The sequence below is a fragment of the Achromobacter sp. 1011811831 genome (assembly GCF_059760905.1).
In genome coordinates, this window is record NZ_JCBANG010000008.1 from 56,277 (window position 1) to 73,148 (window position 16,872).

A 16,872-nucleotide genomic window follows, 5' to 3' on the forward strand; every position below is an offset into this window, starting at 1 on the left:
CCGGAGGCGGCAGCGGGCAACCCTGGCCCCCTGGCTTGCCGGAATTGTCGACATGACTACGATTTCCTCGAGCTCCCTGCCCATGGTCATCGCGCCCCAGACGCCGTCGCCGGCGCTGTCGCGCGTGAGAATGGCCAACCAGCCGGTCGATCCGCCGCAGCCGTCCACCACGGTGACGCTGGGCGGCAAGCAGGAGCCCCTGACCTATACCCGCGACAGCATCGCGGAGATGGCTCCGTCCGGCGCCATCTGGCAGCGCGAAGCCAACGACGCGATCTCCGCGGCGATGGCGACCAATGCCCGCAATTCGGTCAGCAACCGTTTCAACGGGCTGGCCGACGCCGTGCTGAGCCGCTTCCGCACGGAAGGCGGCAGCTACTCGCAATCCTTGATCCTGCCGTCCGCCACGACCGAAGGCGTGTCGGCATCCGCCCTGAGCAGCCAGCTGCGCGGCGCGCCGGGCACCGGCGTGTCGCTGCGCATCATGACCGCCAGCGGCACGCAGGTCGACGTGAAGCTGGGCGCCAGCGCCGATGGCATCGCCGTGGACATAGGCGTCAGCGAGGGCGAGCTGTCGGAAGATGAGCGCCAGGCCATCGCCGGTCTGGCCAAGTCCTTCCAGGACGCGGTCGACGGCCTGGGCTCGGTGCCGCCGCGCCTGGCCGTCGCCGGCCTGGCCAAGTTCGACACCAAGCTGCTGGCCTCGGTGTCGCTGGAGACCGACATCGCCACCCGCGATTCGGGCATGGCCTCGATCAGCTTCCAGGCCGACGCCGCGCAGCGTTCCTTGACGATCAAGAACGCCACCGGCGTGGTTACGGTCAACGTGGACGCCAGCCAGCCCACGGTGATCGGCAGCGCGCAGCAGCGCGACGCCGCGGTCGCCAGCTATCTGCAGAAATTCGACGCCGCCCGCAGCCGCGGCGAGGGCGACCAGACCCTGATGTCCTTCTTCAAGGAAGCGTTCTCGGCCCTGCACCAGAGCTACGAGACGGCCGCGCCGTCGCCGCTGAGCCTCATCGGCAAGAGCAAGGACGCGGTGCCCCTGGCGCATCGCGGCGCGCTGTCGGGCATGGCGGACTTCTCGGCCTCGATCACGCAGGGTCCGGTGGCGAGCAATCCCTACCGGACGGGCGAGCAGGACAGTTTTTCCTTCCTGGCCACGCAGCGCACCAGCATCAGCGGTGTGCAGGGCCTGGGCGTGAATGTGTCGCAGGAAAGCGAGACCAACCTGGTCGCCAGCTTCCACAAGCCGCTGCCGGGCGTGAAGGATTTGAACCTGACGCTGGATCCCGAGACGCAGAATTACCGGTATTTCCTGATCGAGGATGTGGAGAACAGCAAGACCGACCTGGCCTATGACCGCCTGGGCAACCTGAGCCAGGCCAACCGCACGGAATCCAGCGTCCTGTCCACCCGCGTCAAGACCTACGTGAAGGGCAAGCTGGTCAGCGACGACACGCTGCCCACGGTGACGTCGCAGACGAAGAACCTGATGTCGGAACTGCTCGCCGCGCAGAGCGAGGCGCAGCGCAAGGGCCAGGCGGACTCGTCCAAGGGGACGAAGGACGCCAAGGCGGCGTAATCAGGGAGGGGTGCAAGGCCCTTTCCGCAGGCCGGCGGGTCTCCCCCGCCGGCCTGCCCCGCATTCATGGCATACAGCTCCGCCATATCCACCGCCTTGCGCGAGCTGGTCGACGGCGAGCCTTCGCGCGTCCACAGGAACGGATAGAAGCTGAAGCCCTGGTCCCCCGCCAGGGCCTGCGCATCGGCCTGCCAGCCGGGCCAGCGCAGCCCTTCGTAGAACTCCTCCAGTCCGCCGCCCAGCGCCCAGCGCAGGAAGTCGGTATAGCTCAGTTCCAGCGGTTCCCATTCCAGGGTGTCGGGCGCCCAGTAGTACAGGGCGCCCGCGTCCGCGCCCAGGCCGCCGCCATTGATGGCGAAGAAGCCGCCGACGGCATCGTCGGCGATCAGCAGGAAGCCGTTCGAGCGGCCTGCGTTCCAAGCGGCGATGTCGCGCGTGAGCCGGGGGTGTCCCGATCCCAGCACGCGCAGCCAGCCGCCATCGATGAGCAGGCCGCCGGTGCCGTGGGCGACCGCGCCCATGGGCGAGCGGGTGGTGACCTGCAGGCGGTGCAGCACGTCGCCGCAACGTTCGGACGGCGGTAGCACCTCGCAGGCCGTTTTCGCCCCGGCGGCCCAGGATTGCACCAGCGGCAGGGCGGATTCTTCGTGGTTTATCAGTTCGTGCAGGGGTTTCATCGATGGACGCGGGCTTGCCGTGTGGGCGCGGTGGCTTGCGGGCAGGGGCGCAAGACCGGCGGGTGGATGGGGTTCGGGCGCAGGATAGCCTTTACGCCTTGCCCGCTCAACCGGCCTTGGGCGTCGACGGTTCAGGACTGGGCGCCGGCCAGCTTGCGCGCCCCTTGCGACGACGCCGCGACGGCGGCGTTGGCGCGGGCGCGCATGTCCGTCTCGTAGGCGGCCAGCGCGGCCGGCAGATCGCCGTCCTGCACGGCGCGAGCCAGGTGCCCGGCCAGCCTGGCCGCGTCGTCCAGCGCCGTGTTGGCGCCCACGCCGCCGGCCGGGCTCATGGCGTGGATGGCATCGCCCAGCAGGGTCACGCGGCTGGCGGGCCAGGGCGCCAGCTCTGGCGCGCTGCGCACGGGCAGCATGGAGACCGACGTGGCGTCGGCCCGGTTGAACATGGCGCGCAGCCCGTCGGCGCCGGCTTCCAGCCTCGCGCCCAGGCGCTGCAGCAGCGCCGCGCCGTCGCGGCTGTCCGGGCCGAGCGCGTCCCGTCCGCCGATGACGGCCCAGTACAGGTAGTCGGCCACCGGCGTCAGCGCGCCGGCTTGGGCTGGGAAGCGGAACCGCATCGGGTCCACGACGATGGCGTAGTCCGGGCCGAAGACCACGGAGGTGCCGTCAGTGAGCCGGCCATCCAGGCCGGCGTCCAGCGGCGTCTTGCCGTAGATGCAGGCCGAGCCGGTGTCGGCGGGCGCGGCATGGGGCAGGCGCAGACGGCGGATCGCCGAATTGACGCCGTCGGCGCCGACTAGCGCATCGGTCCGGCGCGTGGCGCCGTCCGCCAGCGTCAGCAGGACGCCGCCGTCGTCCTGTTCCCGATAGTCGTTCACGCCTTGGCCGAAATGCACGCGGTCCTCGATCCCGAGCATGAGGATCTGGCGCAGCGTCTGGCGGTGCGCGCTGCGGTCGCCATCGTCGCCGTCGTCATCGGCGTCCGTGTCGCTCCAGGTGTCGGACGGGCGGCCCGCGACCGGCGCCAGGCGCGGATCCAGGAACTGTCCGGCCGATTGCGAGCGCGAGCAGGTCTGCAGGAACAGCTGGTATTGCGCGGGCGGCAGGCTGTCGGCCAGCGCGGCCTGGCCGGTCCGGTCGATGCGGATGCGGTAGCCCTGGGTGCGGCTGTCGGGCGCGGCGTCCTGTTCAAAGACGTCGAAGGCGATGCCCCGCTGTTTCAGGGCCTGCGCCAGGCACAGGCCGCCCAGGCCGGCGCCGGCGATGGCGATGTGGAAGGGGGAAGGGGTCATTGGGGGATTCCAGTGGATGTCGATGGAGACAGCGTAGGACGGGCCGCCGGAATCTCGGTAATGCTATTGAGCCTTAAAATAGCGAGAAATGGCCAAGCCTCGCATTCCTCCTTCCATCGAGCCCATCGAAGACGCCGGCGGGCCGGCGTTGATCGCGCTGCGCGGCGGCGACGATCCGGACAGCCCCTATCGGCTGGGCTCGCGCGAGTACGACTGGCACAGCCATGTGCGCGGCCAGCTGTTCTGCGTGGAGAGCGGGCTGGTGCATGTGCGCACCTCGCATGGGTCCTGGCTGTTGCCGCCGCAGCGCGCGGGCTGGATTCCGCCTGGGGAGCGCCATTGGGCCGGCGTCAGCGGCGCGGCCAGCGGCTGGAGCGTCATCGTCGCGCCCGGCGCCTGCTCGGCGCTGCCGGCGCGGCCCTGCGTGATCGGCATCAGCGAGCTGATGCAGGCGCTGGTGCGCCGGGCCGTAACGTGGACCGACCGGCGCGAACTGGCGCCGCCCGAGGCCCGCGTCGCCGCGGTCCTGCTGGACGAGATCCAGCGCGCGCCGCGCGAGCCGCTGCACCTGCCCATGCCGTCCGATCCGCGCCTGGCGCGCATCGCGCGCGCGGTCTACGAGCGGCCGGACGATCCCCGTTCACTGGATGACTGGGCGCGATGGGGCGCGGTCTCGCCGCGCACGCTGCGACGCCTGATGGCGGCGGAGACCGGCATGAGTTTCGGCCGCTGGCGGCAGCAGGCGGGACTGATCCACGCGCTGGAGCGCCTGGCGCAAGGCGAGGCGGTGGCAACGGTGGCCGACGCGCTGGGTTATGCCTCGCCCAGCGGTTTCATCGCCATGTTCCGGCGCGCGTTCGGCGCGTCGCCGGGCAGGTACTTCGCGCAGCGGCAGGAATGAGCGCCGCGCTGATTGCTCAATCGCGGGCCGCGGCCAGCGCCGTCTTGCCGACCATGTCGGCGATTTCGCCGACCATGGCGCGCGTCAGGCGCTTGGCGCCCAGGCGCCGCAGCAGCGCCTCGCGCGCCACGGCGAAGACGATGGCCTGTCCCAGGATGGCATGGGCCCGCAGGATGCTGTCGCGGCTGTCCGGCGCTTCCCGCCGGATGGCCGCGACCCGCTCCGTCACGGCTTCGTGCAGCGGCATGAACAGGCCGGCGTGGATCGCCTCGAATTTCGGCGTGGGTTGCAGCTGCTCGCGCGCCAGCAGCAGGCTGCGCGCGGCCGAGGCCTCGGAATCCAGCAGGGCGGTGGCGAAACCGCGCATGAGCGCCTCCAGCTGCGCCGCCGCCTCGCGGACCGTGGCGGGCGGCGCGTCGGGCAGGTCCAGGCGCGCGGCGATGTCCTGCGCGGTCTGTTCCAGCACGGCCGCATAGACGCCTTCCTTGCCGCCAAAATGATAGGGAATGGCGGATTGGTTCACGCCCGCCGCCTCCGACAGCTGGCGCGTGCGCACGCCTTCCAGGCCCAGCTGGCTGAACAGCGTCAGCCCGGCCAGCAGCAGCCGCTCGCGCGTGTCGGCGGCGCGGTCGGGGCCGGTGGGTTCTGTCGTCGATGTCTTCATGGTCGGTCTCGTTTCCTGCTACGTCATGGGCCGGGCTTCGCGAGGCGGCCCGGCCCTGTCCTCAGCCGTCGGCGCGCATCAGCCGGGTCGAGTTCTCGTTCAGCGCGATGCCCGCCTGTTCGCCCACGATCACCGTGCCGCCGATATTGGCCAGATGGCGTCCGAAGCCGCAATTGGGTTCGAACGCAAAGCACATGCCGGGTTGCAGGGGCAGTTCCCGTCCGACGGTCGGCAGCGGCCTGAGCTGCGGATAGCGGGCGGCCTCAGGCAGCGATTCTATGCCGGGCGCGGTGCCGAAGCCTACCGGACCGTAGGGATTGATGCTGTGGACCAGCGGATGCACATGCCAGCCGCCGGATGCCAGCAGGGGCGCTTCCATGGCGTCGACCAGGTCGCCGAAGGTATTGCCGGCGCGCAGCGCGGTCACGCCGGCCTCGTAGCTCGCGCGGGCCACGTCGGCGGCGCGCAGGATGTCCGGATGGACCTCGCCCACCGCGACCGCCGCCTGGTGCTGGGTTTCCATCAGGCCGTAGAGGGCGAAGATCTCCGACAGCACGATGTCGCCTTCGCGCAGGACCCTGGGCGCTTGCGAGCGGTACTGCCAGGCGGGAGGCCCCCAGCCGACATATTCCGGGCCCGTGCCCAGCAGGACCTCGGCGGTGTAGCCGCCCATGGCGAAGCAGGTGGCGGTGACGGCGGCCACCAGCTCGGCCTCGCTCACGCCCGGCCTGGCCGTGGCCCGCAGGGTTTCGCTCATGGCTTCGCCGATGGCGGCCGCGTAGCGGACCAGGCCCAGCTCTTCCTCGCTCTTGACCGAGGCGCGGCGGAAGAAGGCCTTGTACACCGGCACGAATTCCGCTTTGGGCAGGGCCTGCGCCATGCCCTGCAGCGTGCGCGCGGGCACGGCGCCATCGAAGTAGAAGGGCGGATAGGGTTCCAGCCCGATGACGCCGATGCGGCTGCCATCCAGCCCGCGCTCGGCCAGCCAGGCGCCGACGTCGCGGCCGGTCTTGCCCACGTATAGCTGTTCCGGCGCGATCCATTGCCGGTCGCCGCGCAGCGCGGCCTGGATGTGGTCCGCGATCATCAGCGAGGCGAAGGTATAGACCCTGGGCGCTTCGTCGCCGATGAAGACCACGATGGATCCGGGACGGTCGTTGCTGAAGTAGCAATCGGGGGAAAAGCCAGCCGGCGCGGCCGCCTCGCGGTCGCCGTAGACAACCAGGGCCCGCAGACCCTCGGCCTGCATGATGTCGCGGGCCAGGTCCCAGCGCCGGCTTCTTTCCGCCATCGACAGGGGGGCGGGAGGGGTGGGCATGGGGGTGCTCCTTGCTAGTGATTGGAATATTCAGAATAGTTCATTCAAATGAATGAATCAAATCGATGATTCAAGGACATGAAAAGGAAGGGATCGCGGCGCTTGCGGTCGGCGCAAGGCGGCGGGAGCGAGCGTAGGGTGGCGGCGCATGGTGGCCATCGGGTATGGGGCGGATCACATCCGGGGGAGGCGGGAGGAGTGCGACAGGATGCAACATCGCGAGCCAGGATCGGATGACTCAAGGCATAGGCTCAAGTCCGAAAAATAGGAAAAATCCTGGGGTGGATGATGGGAATCTCATGTTCCGACCCGGCATTTCCGATCAATTTAATGAGACTAGTCTTATTAAACCCAAGCTTGATTCGGTCTTCGTCTGATGTGAGTAAAGTCGGATAGTTCCTACACTTGCTCACAGTTAATCCGACAGAGGCTTGGTGCATGGCGTTGGAAATACATGGCCCCGCATCGGGCCTTTTTTTCGGACTCGGGCTGTCAACAGCTATTCCTGTCGGTGGGGATGAGCCGCGCGCCGACCATGCTTCCCTGCGATATCGGAGTCTTCCGGTGAAATGCTTCGAGCCGCATTGTGCGAGTTACGAGCCCGCCGCCATGCGGATTCTTGCCAATGGCAATGGCGCGCGCGGGAAGGCATCGCGCCACGCCCGCGATTCCGCAACGGCGGCATTCCGCCACGCGCCGGAATGCCGGATAATCCGGCGAACCGCGCTCGCGGGTGGATGCGGCGCGATGAAGGCGAGGCCCGTCGCGCGCGCGCATCTTCCGGACGACGGCGCCTCGATGCGGAAGGCAATAGGTTTCGAAGCGCAGAGGATGGCCGCGCATGACGCGCGGCCAGGTATCGAGGGAAACGCCCGCTCGTTGGCGTGGGGGGATCAATGAACGAATTCGGAGTAAGCGTCATCATCGCGGACGACCATCCCGTCACCGGGCATGGCATCGCGCAGACCCTGGCGGCGGTGCCGACCATCCAGGTCGGCGCGGTGGTCTCCAATACCACCGAGCTGATCATGAAGCTGGACGCCGGCAGCTACGACGTGGTGGTGCTGGACTACGTGATGCCGGGGCAGCAGTACGGCGACGGCCTGACGCTGCTCGCCTATCTGGCCCGCCGCTACCCGCAACTGCGCATCGTGACCATGACCATGCTGGATTCGCCTCCCGTGTTTCGCGCCATGCAGAAGATCGGCGTGCAGTGCGTGGTCAGCAAGTCGGACGCGATGTCGCATCTGGTGGCCGCCGTGCATGCCGCCGTGACCCAGGGGCAGTACCTGTCTCCGACTGTCGTGGATCTGCTGCGCAGGCCCGGCTCCGGCGCCGCCTCGAACCTGTCCAAGCGCGAGTCCGAGATCGTCCGCCTGTTCCGCGAGGGCTATAAAGTCACCGAAATCGCCGAAAAGCTCCACCGCAGCAAGAAGACCATCAGCGCGCAGAAGCTGGCCGCCATGCGCAAGCTGGGCATCACCCGCGATGCCGACCTGATCCGCTACCGCGAGACGGTCGAGGGTCTGGACGTGGAAGGCCTGGCCGATGCCCGGACCGACGGCTGAGGCCGCGACCGGGCGCGCCGACGCATGGAGACAGGCATGGACGCCGACGAGGACAGCACCGCCAGCTCCCGCGACAGGAGCGCGCGCGCCAACGTTTTTCCCAAGGCCATCCTGGTGGCGATGCGCAAGGCCACCGACGCGTCCTGCGGCGTGATCAGCCGCGCGCTGATCACGCATGATCCGGAAGCCATATGGCGCGAACTGCACGCGCTGTGCGGCGGGCTGCTGTCGCTGGGCAGCGTGGAACTGGCCGAGTTGTGCAAGGGCCTGCAGCACGTGTTGCGCGAGGAAGGCATCGAGGTGTTCGCCGGGCTCTGGCCGGCCCTGCGCGCCGAACTCATGGAAACGCTGGATGCCTTGCCGTCCGACCTGGACGACGACGTGTCGTCCTGAGCGCCGCTGCCAAGACTGCCTGCGCGCAAGCGCCGGGTGTTCCATAATCACCGCTGTCAGGATATCCGCCAACCCGCAAGCGAGCCCGCCCGATGCGACCCGATCTGAACCTGTTGTATGCGCTGGAGGCGCTGCTGGACGAAGGCAGCGTGGTGGCTGCCGCCCGGCGCATGCATCTGAGCGCGCCCGCCATGAGCCGGACGCTGGCGCGGATACGCGAAACCACTGGCGACCCCATTTTCGTGCAGTCTGGCCGCCAGCTGGTGCCCACGCCGCGCGCGCTTGAGCTGCACCAGCAGATCAAGGGCGCGCTCCAGGGCGCCGCCGGCCTGCTGGCGCCCGGGGAACAGGTGGACCTGAAACTGCTGGACGCGCGCTTCAACGTGCGCGCCAACGATATCTTCATCGGCATCCATGCGGGCCGCCTGTTGGACGCGATGCAGCAGGCCATGCCGCGCGCCACGCTGTGCTTCGCGCCGGAAGAGGACGACCTGGACGACGACGCGCTGCGCAGCGGCCGCGTGGACCTGTTCATCAGCGCCTCCCGCCCGCTGGGGCACGAGATCCGCGTGCAGCCGCTGTTTTCCGTCAGGGTGGTGGGCGTGGCCTGCGAGGACCATCCCCTGTTCAAGGACGAGATCACGCCGCGCCGCGTGGCGCGCTGGGGCCATATCGGCGTCTCGCGCCGGGGCAAGACGCAGGGGCCGATCGACGACGCGCTGGCCCGCCTGGGCCTGGACCGGCACGTGGCGCTGGTCGTGCCCACCGCCAGCAGCGCGCTGCTGGCGCTGCAAGGCTCCGACCTGATCCTGCCGCTGCCGGAACCGCTGGCGCGGCAGGCCTTGCGCATGGGCATGAAGATCCGCGCCTTCGAGCTGCCGCTGGCGCTGGACGGCGTGCTGATCACACAGGCCTGGCATCCGCGCCACCAGATGGCGCCGGCGCATCAATGGCTGCGCCGCGCGATACGCGAGCTGACCGCCGCCGACCGGGGCGAGGCCGGGCCCGATCCCGCGCGCTGACACGGGCCGGGCATCCGCCCGGCCCGCGTGGCGCCGCGCCGCCACGGCTGGGATGACGCGGCGCATGCATGCGCCGCGCGCATTGCTGGCGTGCGAAATCTCGACTTCTCCGCGCCCGGGCGCCTCCGTAGACTTTTTCCATCGCAGCAACAGAGGAGCGACGGAACATGTCCACGGCACAGGATACGCGGCCGCAACCCCCGGCCTGGCCGGGCGCCGCCTCGCGCGCCTGGACGCTGCTGCAGCGGCTGGACATCGCCACGCCGCGCGCCGCCTATGTCGCGCGCTCGCTGCTGGCGGCGGCGCTGGCGCTGGGCGTGGCCTACCTGCTGGAGCTGGAGTCGCCATACTCGGCGGCCTCGACCGTGCTGCTGGTGATCAATCCCAACCAGGGCGCGGTGATCGGCAAGGGCATGTGGCGCTTCATCGGCACGCTGATCGGCATGCTGGCCGCCTTCGCGCTGATGGCGGCGGCCGGACAGATGCCGCTGCTGTTCATCCTGGGCTTCGGCGCCTGGCTGGGCCTGTGCGTGGCGGGCATGACGGTGCTGCGCCATTTCCGCGCCTCCGGCGTGGTGGTGGCCGGCTATACCATCGGCCTGGCCACTTACGGCGCGATGGGCCATCCGGAGCGCACCTTCGAACATGTGATGGCGCGCGGCTCCACCGTGGCCGTGGGCGTGGCCTGCCTGACGCTGGTCGCCGCGCTGCTGAGCCGGCGCGGCGTGCGCGCCCGGCTGGAGGCGGCGTATGCCGGCCTGGCCGCGCGGGTGGCGCGCGCCATTGCGGCGCCTGACGGCGAGCGCGTTCGCCAGGGGCTGGTGGGCGAGATCTACGGCGTGGACGACCTGCTGGCCCTGGGCAAGGCCGAATCCGATGAGCTGGCGCGGTGCGCCGCCGCCGTGCGCAACGGCATGGCGGCCTTGTTCGGCGCGCTGGTCGGCGCGGGTGAGACCCTGCCGCCCGGCGCCGCCGCCCAGGCCCTGGCGACGCTGCGGGAACCGCTGGCGCGGGCCTGGAACGAGGCCGCCCGGGCGCTGGATGGAGGCGCGGCGGGGGCGTTCGCCGCGCGGCGCATCCTGGAGGACGCGCGCGGCGCTTGCGCGGCGGCGGCGACGGCGATCCCGCTGCCGGACGCCCAGGCGGATGCCGACTTGCTGATCGGCGCCGACCGGCTGCTCGAGCAGATCGACGCCTACCTGGATGCGTTGGCGGGACTGCAGGCCTTGGCGCGACCGTCGGCCGGCGCAAGCGGCGGCGTCGTGCCGGTCCGCTTTCACCGCGACTATGGCGGGGCGTTGCGCAATGGCCTGCGTTCCATGCTGGCCATCGTGCTGGCCGGCCTGTTCTGGCTGGGCACGGGCTGGCCCCACGGCGACATGATGCTGCTGGTGCTGGCGCCGTATTGCGCGCTGCTGGCGACCGCGCCCGACCCGGTCGCCGGCGCGCGCGCCTTTGTCCGCGGCACCTTGTGGGCGGTGCCGGCGGCCGCCTTCTGCGCCTTTGGCGTGCTGCCGCTGATCGACGGATTTCCCTTGCTGGTCCTGGTCCTGGCCGCGTTCTGGCTGCCGGGCGTCTACGCCACCGGCGCGCCGGCCACGGCGCTGGCGGGGCTGGCCTATCTGGTGGCCTTCAATACGCTAACGGCGGCCAGCAATCCCATGCACTACGGCCTGCCTGCGTTCCTGAACTACGCGGCGGCCTGGGTGCTGGCGACGATCTTCGCGCTGCTGGCGTTCCGCCTGATCCTGCCGCGCGATCCGGCGCGCGAGCTCGCCCGGTTGCGGGCCACGGTGCGCGACGAGGCGCTGGCGCTGCTGCGCGGCGGCCACGCGCGGCCCGAGGCCTGGCAGCAACGCCAGCAGCACCGGGTGGCCCAGCTGGGCGCGCTGCTCAGGAGCCGGCCGGCCCTCCTGTCCGAGGCGCTGGCGCAGAGCCTTGCCGCGATGCATCTGGGCCGCGAGGTGCTGCGCATCCGGCGCGCGCTGCGCCGCCGCGAACTGCCCGATGGCGCGCAGCACGCGGCCATGCAGGGCCTGGAGCGGCTGGCCCGGCAGCCGGGTCCGCCCTCGCGCGCGGCGGTCCACGCGAAACGCACGGCGCGGCTGCTGGCGCGCCATGCCGACGCGGCGTCGCCGCAGCGCGCGCAGGTGCAGAAGGTCATGGCCGCGTTCGCCGACATCCATGCACTGGCGCGCGGGCATGCCGCGTACTTCGACGCCGAGACTTCGCGGGAGCCCGAGGCATGTTGAGCGAGTTCGCCGTGGCTGGCATCTACGTGCCGCCCTTGTTCGTCTACGCCGTCGCCGCCGCGCCGGCCTGCTGGCTGGTGCGCGCGCTGCTGGCGCGCAGCGGCCTGTCCCGCCGCGTGTGGCATCCGGCGCTGTTCGAGATCGCCGTGTCGGCGGCGCTGGCGTCGGCGCTGCTTCTCTATGCCTGATCCAAAGATGATTGCCATGCCCCTGATGTTGAAGAAATCCCTCCGGATACTGCTGACCCTGGCCGTCGTCGCCACGGCGGGCCTGCTGGTCGCCGCGCTCTGGAACGCCTATGTGCTGGCGCCCTGGACCCGGGACGGACGCGTCAGCGCGCATTCGGTGCGCATCGCGCCGGAAGTGTCCGGCACGGTGGCCGAGGTGGCGGTGGACGACAACCAGCGCGTGCGCCGTGGCGACGTGCTGTATCGCATCGATCCCCGGCGCTTCGAACTGGCGGTGGAGCAGGCGCGTGCGCATCTGGCCGCCGCCGAGGAAACGCTGCGCCAGCGCGCCGAGGAGGCGCGGCGCCGGGCAGGGCTCGACGACATCGTGCCCCAGGAGGACATCCGGCGTGCGGGGCGCACCGTGGCCATCGCCCAGGCCGAGTTGCGCGGCGCGCGGGCGGCGCTGGCGTCCGCCGAGCTGGACCTGGAGCGCAGCGTGCTGCGCGCGCCGGTCGACGGTTACATCACCCATTTGCGCCTGCGCCGGGGCGACTATGCCGTGGCCGGCAAGCCGGACGTGACGATCCTGGACGGCGGCAGCTTCTGGATCACCGGCTATTTCGAGGAAACCAAGCTGCGCCGGATCCAGCCCGGCGCGCCGGCGCGGATCCGGCTGATGGGCTTCGAGTCACCGCTGACTGGCCGCGTGGCGTCCATAGGCCGGGGCATCGCCGACGAAAACGACGGCGTGGGCGATCACGGCCTGCCGGCGGTCAATCCGAGTTTCAGCTGGGTGCGGCTGGCGCAACGGATTCCCGTGCGCATCGAGATCGAGCAGGTGCCCGAGGGCGTGCTGCTGGCCGCCGGCATGACATGCAGCGTGGATGTGGGCGAGCCGGGGCAGCCGCGCGTGGCGCGCGGCCTGCTGGCGGACTGGCTGCGCGCGCTGATGTAGGAGACGGGCGATGACGCAACCGAACTTCCCTCATGCGTTCGCGCGCCGGCTCGCCGCCGCTGCCTTGTGCCTGGCGCTGGCGGCCTGCGTGGCGGTGGGGCCGGACTACGCGCCGCCCGCCGCGGACCATCCCGATGCCTGGAGCACGCCGCTGCCGGGCGTCGGCCGCGCCTCGGATCCGGTCCATTGGTGGCGCGCGTTCCAGGATCCCTTGCTGGACCAGCTGGTGGCGCAGGCGCTGGCGCGCAACCAGGACCTGGCGATCGCGCGCCAGCGCCTGTTGCAGGCGCGCGCCGAGCGTGACCAGGCCGCCAGCCGCCTGGGGCCCGAGGCGGGCGCGGGCGCCGAGGCGTCCGCTACGCGCTCGTCCACGGCCCTGCGCTATCCGCCGGGCCTGGGCGAAACCAGGACCTATCGATTGGCATTGGACGCCAGCTGGGAGATCGACGTGTTTGGCGGCCGCCGCCGCGCGCTGGAGGCCGCCGATGCGCAGGCGCAGGCCGAGGAAGAGGAGGGCCGGGCGCTGCGCGTCAGCCTGCTGGCCGAGCTGGCCTCCAGCTATGTGGCGCTGCGCTCGGCCCAGGAGCGGCAGCGGATCGCGCTCGACACGGTGGCCTCGCTGGACACCGCGCGGCGGCTGGCGCAGACGCGTTACGAGCGCGGCCTGGGCACGGCCGTGGAGGCGGCCCAGGCGCGCGCGGAGCTGGAACTGGGGCAGGCCCGCCTGCCGGCGCTGCGCGAGGAGCAGGCCCGGCTGGCGCATGCGATCGGCGTGTTGACGGGCGGCTTTCCCGGCGAACTGAAGGACGCGCTGGCGCAAGGCCCGGCGCGCATGCCCGAGCCGCCGCCCCTGCCGTCCGGCCTGCCTTCCGAGATGCTGCGCAGCCGGCCCGACATACGGGCCGCGGAGCGCCGGCTGGCCGCCGCCACGGCGCGGATCGGCGTGGCCGCCGCGGAACGCTTTCCGCGCTTCGTCATTCCGCTGGGCCTGGGCAGCGCGACCAGCCTGGTCGGCGATCTGTTCTCGCGCGCCAGCGTGGCCTGGTCGGTCGGCGCCGGCGCCAGTCAGTCGCTGTACGACGGCGGGCGGGCCGAGGCGGGGCAGCGCGCGGCGCAGGCCGGCGCCCAGGCGCAGCGCCTGGCCTATGAACACAGCGTGCGGCGGGCCTTCCAGGACGTGGAGGACGCGCTGGCCGGCTTGAATGCCGAGCGCGAGCGCCAGGCCCATCTGTCGGCCGCCGTGCGCGACAGCCTGGCCGCCCAGGACCGCGCGACGCGGCTGTACCGCAGCGGGCTGAGCGGCTATCTGCCGGTGCTGGCCGCGCAGCAGGCCACCTACCGCGCGCGCGATGAACTGGCCTTGAATGCGCTGGCCCGCAGCCGGCACGCGATCGGCCTGTACAAGGCGCTGGGCGCGGGCTGGGAGGCGCAAGTCGCGCCTGCGTCCGGCGCCGATGGCAGTTGAAGGCAAACAAGCCCTCGCGGCGCGGGCCCGACCCGCGCCGCGCTTTCACTGGAGATCCCGATGAAGCTCAACCCCGATGATTTCAAGATCCACGACGTCAGCCGTTTTCCGCTGTGCGTGTTCGACCAGGAGGCCGCGCGGGCCGGCTATGCGCCGCAGTGGGAAGCGGAGATGCTCGCGCTGCTGCGCCACGGCCAGCCCTTTTCGGTGGCCTATGTGGAGCTGCGCGCCGACGAATCCACCGAGGACCGCCGTCATCGTGCGGTCTGGCTCAAGCAGAACAAGGAGCGGCTGGCGCGCTATTGCAAGGCGCTGATCAGCGTGGAGCCCGATGCGGGACGGCGCGAGCAGGCCGCGCAGCACGGCGAGGTGGCGGTCAAGGCCTTCGGCATTCCCCACGAGGCCGTGGCCACGCTGGACGAGGCGGTGGCGCTGACGCGCCGGCTGACGTATCCGTCGCTGCCGCGCCGGGAAAGCCTGGAGGGGTGGGAGAACATCAGCTGAGCGCGCCGCCGAGCCGGCCTGCGCGCCAGGACGCCAGGGCGTCCGGCGCGGCATTCGGAGAGACGATCACTCTTCCTGCGTTCGCAGCGCCGGTACGCCCTTCTTGCGGCTGTTGCGCATGAAGGACACCAGCTGCCAGAGCACGATCAGGCCGATCACGCCGAACAGCGTGCCGCTGATCGGGCGCGTGACGAAGGTGCTGAAGTCGCCGCGGCTGAGCAGCATGGCGCGGCGGAAGTTCTCTTCCAGCATCGGTCCCAGGATGAAGCCCAGCATCAGCGGCGCCGGTTCCATGCCCAGGCGCATGAACAGGTAGCCGATGGCGCCGAAGACGGCCGTGATGTAGATATCGTCCAGGCTGTTGTTGATGCTGAAGGTGCCGATGCAGCAGAAGAACAGGATGGACGGGAACAGCACCGTGTACGGGATCTTGAACACCGACAGCCAGTAGCGCACCAGCGGCACGTTCAGGATCAGCAGGAAGCAATTGCCGATCCACATGCTGGCGACCAGGCCCCAGAACAGGTCCGGGTGGGTGCCGATCATGTTGGGGCCGGGCTGGATGCCCTTGACGATGAAGGCCGCCAGCATCAGCGCCATCACGGCGTTCTCTGGAATGCCGATGGCCATGAGCGGGATGAAGCTGGTGCGCGCGGCGGCCTCGTCGGCCGCGGCCTGGCCGGCCACGCCCTCGATCGCGCCGCTGCCGATCTCTTCGCGGTGCTTGCTGAAGCGCTTGTCGGCGGCATAGGCGGCGAACTGCGCGATGGTCGGGCCGCCGCCGGGCAGGATGCCCAGCACCGAGCCGATGACGCTGCCGCGCAGCGCGCTGGGAATGATGCGCTTGAATTCCGGCCAGCTGGGCAGCAGCTTGATCTTGCCGTTGAAGGGCGTGAGCGTGTTGCGCGCGTCCAGGTTCTTGACGATCTCGGCGATGCCGAAGCAGCCCAGCGCGATGCTGATCAGGCCCACGCCGTCCTGCAGGAAGGCCATGTCCATGGTGTAGCGCGCCAGGCCGCTGTTGACGTCGGTGCCGATCGAACCCAGCAGGATGCCGATCAGCGCCATGGCCAGGCCGTTGAGCAGGCTGCCCGCGCTGACGAAGCTGACGCAGAAGAAGCCCAGCAGCATCAGCGCGCAGTAGTCGGCCGGACCGAACAGCAGGCCGACTTCACCCAGCGCCGGCGCCATGGTCGACAGCACCACGATGGCCACGGTGCCGCCGATGAAGCTGGACAGGCCGGCCGTGAACAGCGCAAGCCCGGTCTTGCCCTTCAGGTTCATCTGGTAGCCGTCGATACACGCCACGATGCTGCTGGCGTGCGGGATCTTCATGGTGATGGCGCTGACGCTGTCGCCATACTGCGCGCCGTAGTAGATGCCCGCCAGCATGATGAGCGCGCCGCCGGTGGGTATGGTGTAGGTGATGGGCAGCAGCAGGCTGATGGTGGACAGCGGTCCCAGGCCGGGCAGCAGGCCGATCAGCGTGCCGACCGTGCAGCCGAGCGCGCAGTACATCAGGTTTTCCAGCGTCAGCGCGTGCTCGAAGCCGAACGCGAGGTTGTTGAGGATGTCCATCATAGTATCGGCAGCCCCAGGCCCAGGAGATGTTTGAAGGCGAAGGCGACCGCGATCAGGCCGACCGAAATCTTGACGTTGCGCGCCACCGAGTACGAGGTGCCGGCCAGCGTCGAGCAGAACACCAGGAAGACGATGCCCAGCAGCATGTTCAGGAAGTGCGAGATCAGCACGAAGCCGCACAGGCTGGCCAGGATGATGGCGATGTTCTTGATGCTGTAGCTCAGCGGCGCCGGTTCGACGTAGCGCGAGCGGATGACGGTGATCAGGCCGATCAGCGCGAGGCAGCCGCTGACCAGCAGCGGGAACATGCCGGCGCCGGAACGGCTGAGCGTGCCCAGGGGATAGGTGGTCGCCACGCCGCCGAAGATCAGCGCGAAGGCGATCAGGAACAGGCCCCTGACGAAATTGCGATTGTTCATATTCATGACGGACGGGCCTCCATCCGTATCGCCCCAAGGGGGCGTGCGCGTGGCTTCATTTCCTCTTTCCTTCCGAATATCCCTGGTTGGTCTTGTCGCCGCCGCA

The 16,872-nt window shown here is 70.2% G+C and carries 15 protein-coding genes; 9 read left to right on the forward strand and 6 right to left on the reverse strand.

Going from position 1 to position 16,872, the window contains the following annotated elements:
* Positions 1-1,428: 1,428 nt before the first annotated feature.
* Together AC6LJ9_RS05225 and AC6LJ9_RS05230 are read right to left on the reverse strand one after the other, a co-directional pair.
* Positions 1,429-2,262, reverse strand: coding sequence for a DUF2625 domain-containing protein (locus tag AC6LJ9_RS05225; protein ID WP_498146702.1), 834 nt, complete (start codon positions 2,260-2,262; stop codon positions 1,429-1,431).
* A 131-nt stretch (positions 2,263-2,393) separates the two neighbouring features.
* The gene (locus tag AC6LJ9_RS05230; protein ID WP_498146703.1) at positions 2,394-3,554 is read right to left on the reverse strand and encodes an FAD-dependent oxidoreductase; all 1,161 of its coding nucleotides are present in this window, start codon (positions 3,552-3,554) and stop codon (positions 2,394-2,396) included.
* Positions 3,555-3,642: 88 nt separating this feature from the next.
* Between AC6LJ9_RS05230 and AC6LJ9_RS05235 the strand changes: the two genes are divergently transcribed.
* Positions 3,643-4,455 (forward strand): AraC family transcriptional regulator, encoded by an 813-nt coding sequence (locus AC6LJ9_RS05235; RefSeq protein ID WP_498146704.1) that lies wholly within the window; start codon positions 3,643-3,645, stop codon positions 4,453-4,455.
* A gap of 16 nt (positions 4,456-4,471) precedes the next feature.
* Here the strand turns inward: AC6LJ9_RS05235 and AC6LJ9_RS05240 are convergent, their stop codons facing one another.
* Together AC6LJ9_RS05240 and AC6LJ9_RS05245 are read right to left on the reverse strand one after the other, a co-directional pair.
* A complete protein-coding gene (locus tag AC6LJ9_RS05240; RefSeq protein ID WP_498146705.1) occupies positions 4,472-5,119 on the reverse strand; it encodes a CerR family C-terminal domain-containing protein in 648 nt (215 codons plus the stop codon).
* A gap of 61 nt (positions 5,120-5,180) precedes the next feature.
* Positions 5,181-6,437: a M24 family metallopeptidase gene (locus AC6LJ9_RS05245; RefSeq protein ID WP_498146706.1), complete on the reverse strand. Its 1,257-nt coding sequence runs from the start codon at positions 6,435-6,437 to the stop codon at positions 5,181-5,183.
* Positions 6,438-7,333: 896 nt separating this feature from the next.
* On the opposite strand from AC6LJ9_RS05245, the gene AC6LJ9_RS05250 reads away from it, so the two are divergent.
* The 8 genes from AC6LJ9_RS05250 to AC6LJ9_RS05285 all read left to right on the forward strand — a co-directional run bounded on the left by AC6LJ9_RS05250 (position 7,334) and on the right by AC6LJ9_RS05285 (position 14,766).
* Complete coding sequence (locus tag AC6LJ9_RS05250; protein ID WP_498146707.1) at positions 7,334-8,005, forward strand: response regulator; 672 nt, start codon at positions 7,334-7,336, stop codon at positions 8,003-8,005.
* Positions 8,006-8,041: 36 nt separating this feature from the next.
* Positions 8,042-8,398, forward strand: coding sequence for an Hpt domain-containing protein (locus AC6LJ9_RS05255; RefSeq protein WP_498146708.1), 357 nt, complete (start codon positions 8,042-8,044; stop codon positions 8,396-8,398).
* Between the two features lie 92 nt (positions 8,399-8,490).
* Positions 8,491-9,420, forward strand: coding sequence for a LysR family transcriptional regulator (locus AC6LJ9_RS05260; protein WP_498146709.1), 930 nt, complete (start codon positions 8,491-8,493; stop codon positions 9,418-9,420).
* Between the two features lie 167 nt (positions 9,421-9,587).
* Complete coding sequence (locus AC6LJ9_RS05265; protein ID WP_498146710.1) at positions 9,588-11,672, forward strand: FUSC family protein; 2,085 nt, start codon at positions 9,588-9,590, stop codon at positions 11,670-11,672.
* On the forward strand, positions 11,666-11,860 hold the full coding sequence (locus AC6LJ9_RS05270; protein ID WP_498146711.1) for a DUF1656 domain-containing protein: 195 nt from the start codon (positions 11,666-11,668) through the stop codon (positions 11,858-11,860). Before AC6LJ9_RS05265 ends, AC6LJ9_RS05270 begins: the two co-directional genes overlap by 7 nt.
* 16 nt (positions 11,861-11,876) lie before the next feature.
* A complete protein-coding gene (locus AC6LJ9_RS05275) occupies positions 11,877-12,797 on the forward strand; it encodes an efflux RND transporter periplasmic adaptor subunit (protein WP_498146712.1) in 921 nt (306 codons plus the stop codon).
* 10 nt (positions 12,798-12,807) lie between these two features.
* Positions 12,808-14,262 (forward strand): efflux transporter outer membrane subunit, encoded by a 1,455-nt coding sequence (locus AC6LJ9_RS05280; RefSeq protein WP_498146713.1) that lies wholly within the window; start codon positions 12,808-12,810, stop codon positions 14,260-14,262.
* Between the two features lie 60 nt (positions 14,263-14,322).
* Positions 14,323-14,766 (forward strand): hypothetical protein, encoded by a 444-nt coding sequence (locus AC6LJ9_RS05285; protein ID WP_212319258.1) that lies wholly within the window; start codon positions 14,323-14,325, stop codon positions 14,764-14,766.
* A 66-nt stretch (positions 14,767-14,832) separates the two neighbouring features.
* Here the strand turns inward: AC6LJ9_RS05285 and AC6LJ9_RS05290 are convergent, their stop codons facing one another.
* Together AC6LJ9_RS05290 and AC6LJ9_RS05295 are read right to left on the reverse strand one after the other, a co-directional pair.
* Positions 14,833-16,344 carry a tripartite tricarboxylate transporter permease gene (locus AC6LJ9_RS05290; protein WP_498146753.1) on the reverse strand — a complete coding sequence of 504 codons (1,512 nt, stop codon included), beginning with the start codon at positions 16,342-16,344 and terminating at the stop codon, positions 14,833-14,835.
* Complete coding sequence (locus AC6LJ9_RS05295) at positions 16,344-16,766, reverse strand: tripartite tricarboxylate transporter TctB family protein (protein WP_498146754.1); 423 nt, start codon at positions 16,764-16,766, stop codon at positions 16,344-16,346. Before AC6LJ9_RS05295 ends, AC6LJ9_RS05290 begins: the two co-directional genes overlap by 1 nt.
* Positions 16,767-16,872 lie beyond the last annotated feature (106 nt).

Excerpts from the sequence above, each read along its gene's own strand:
- AC6LJ9_RS05295 (WP_498146754.1), bottom strand. The coding sequence starts at position 16,766 with ATGAACAATCGCAATTTCGTCAGGGGCCTGTTCCTGATCGCCTTCGCG.
- AC6LJ9_RS05275 (WP_498146712.1), top strand. The coding sequence starts at position 11,877 with ATGCCCCTGATGTTGAAGAAATCCCTCCGGATACTGCTGACCCTGGCC.
- AC6LJ9_RS05290 (WP_498146753.1), bottom strand. The coding sequence starts at position 16,344 with ATGGACATCCTCAACAACCTCGCGTTCGGCTTCGAGCACGCGCTGACG.
- AC6LJ9_RS05230 (WP_498146703.1), bottom strand. The coding sequence starts at position 3,554 with ATGACCCCTTCCCCCTTCCACATCGCCATCGCCGGCGCCGGCCTGGGC.
- AC6LJ9_RS05225 (WP_498146702.1), bottom strand. The coding sequence starts at position 2,262 with ATGAAACCCCTGCACGAACTGATAAACCACGAAGAATCCGCCCTGCCG.
- AC6LJ9_RS05265 (WP_498146710.1), top strand. The coding sequence starts at position 9,588 with ATGTCCACGGCACAGGATACGCGGCCGCAACCCCCGGCCTGGCCGGGC.
- AC6LJ9_RS05250 (WP_498146707.1), top strand. The coding sequence starts at position 7,334 with ATGAACGAATTCGGAGTAAGCGTCATCATCGCGGACGACCATCCCGTC.
- AC6LJ9_RS05270 (WP_498146711.1), top strand. The coding sequence starts at position 11,666 with ATGTTGAGCGAGTTCGCCGTGGCTGGCATCTACGTGCCGCCCTTGTTC.
- AC6LJ9_RS05280 (WP_498146713.1), top strand. The coding sequence starts at position 12,808 with ATGACGCAACCGAACTTCCCTCATGCGTTCGCGCGCCGGCTCGCCGCC.
- AC6LJ9_RS05235 (WP_498146704.1), top strand. The coding sequence starts at position 3,643 with ATGGCCAAGCCTCGCATTCCTCCTTCCATCGAGCCCATCGAAGACGCC.
- AC6LJ9_RS05260 (WP_498146709.1), top strand. The coding sequence starts at position 8,491 with ATGCGACCCGATCTGAACCTGTTGTATGCGCTGGAGGCGCTGCTGGAC.
- AC6LJ9_RS05285 (WP_212319258.1), top strand. The coding sequence starts at position 14,323 with ATGAAGCTCAACCCCGATGATTTCAAGATCCACGACGTCAGCCGTTTT.
- AC6LJ9_RS05240 (WP_498146705.1), bottom strand. The coding sequence starts at position 5,119 with ATGAAGACATCGACGACAGAACCCACCGGCCCCGACCGCGCCGCCGAC.
- AC6LJ9_RS05245 (WP_498146706.1), bottom strand. The coding sequence starts at position 6,437 with ATGCCCACCCCTCCCGCCCCCCTGTCGATGGCGGAAAGAAGCCGGCGC.
- AC6LJ9_RS05255 (WP_498146708.1), top strand. The coding sequence starts at position 8,042 with ATGGACGCCGACGAGGACAGCACCGCCAGCTCCCGCGACAGGAGCGCG.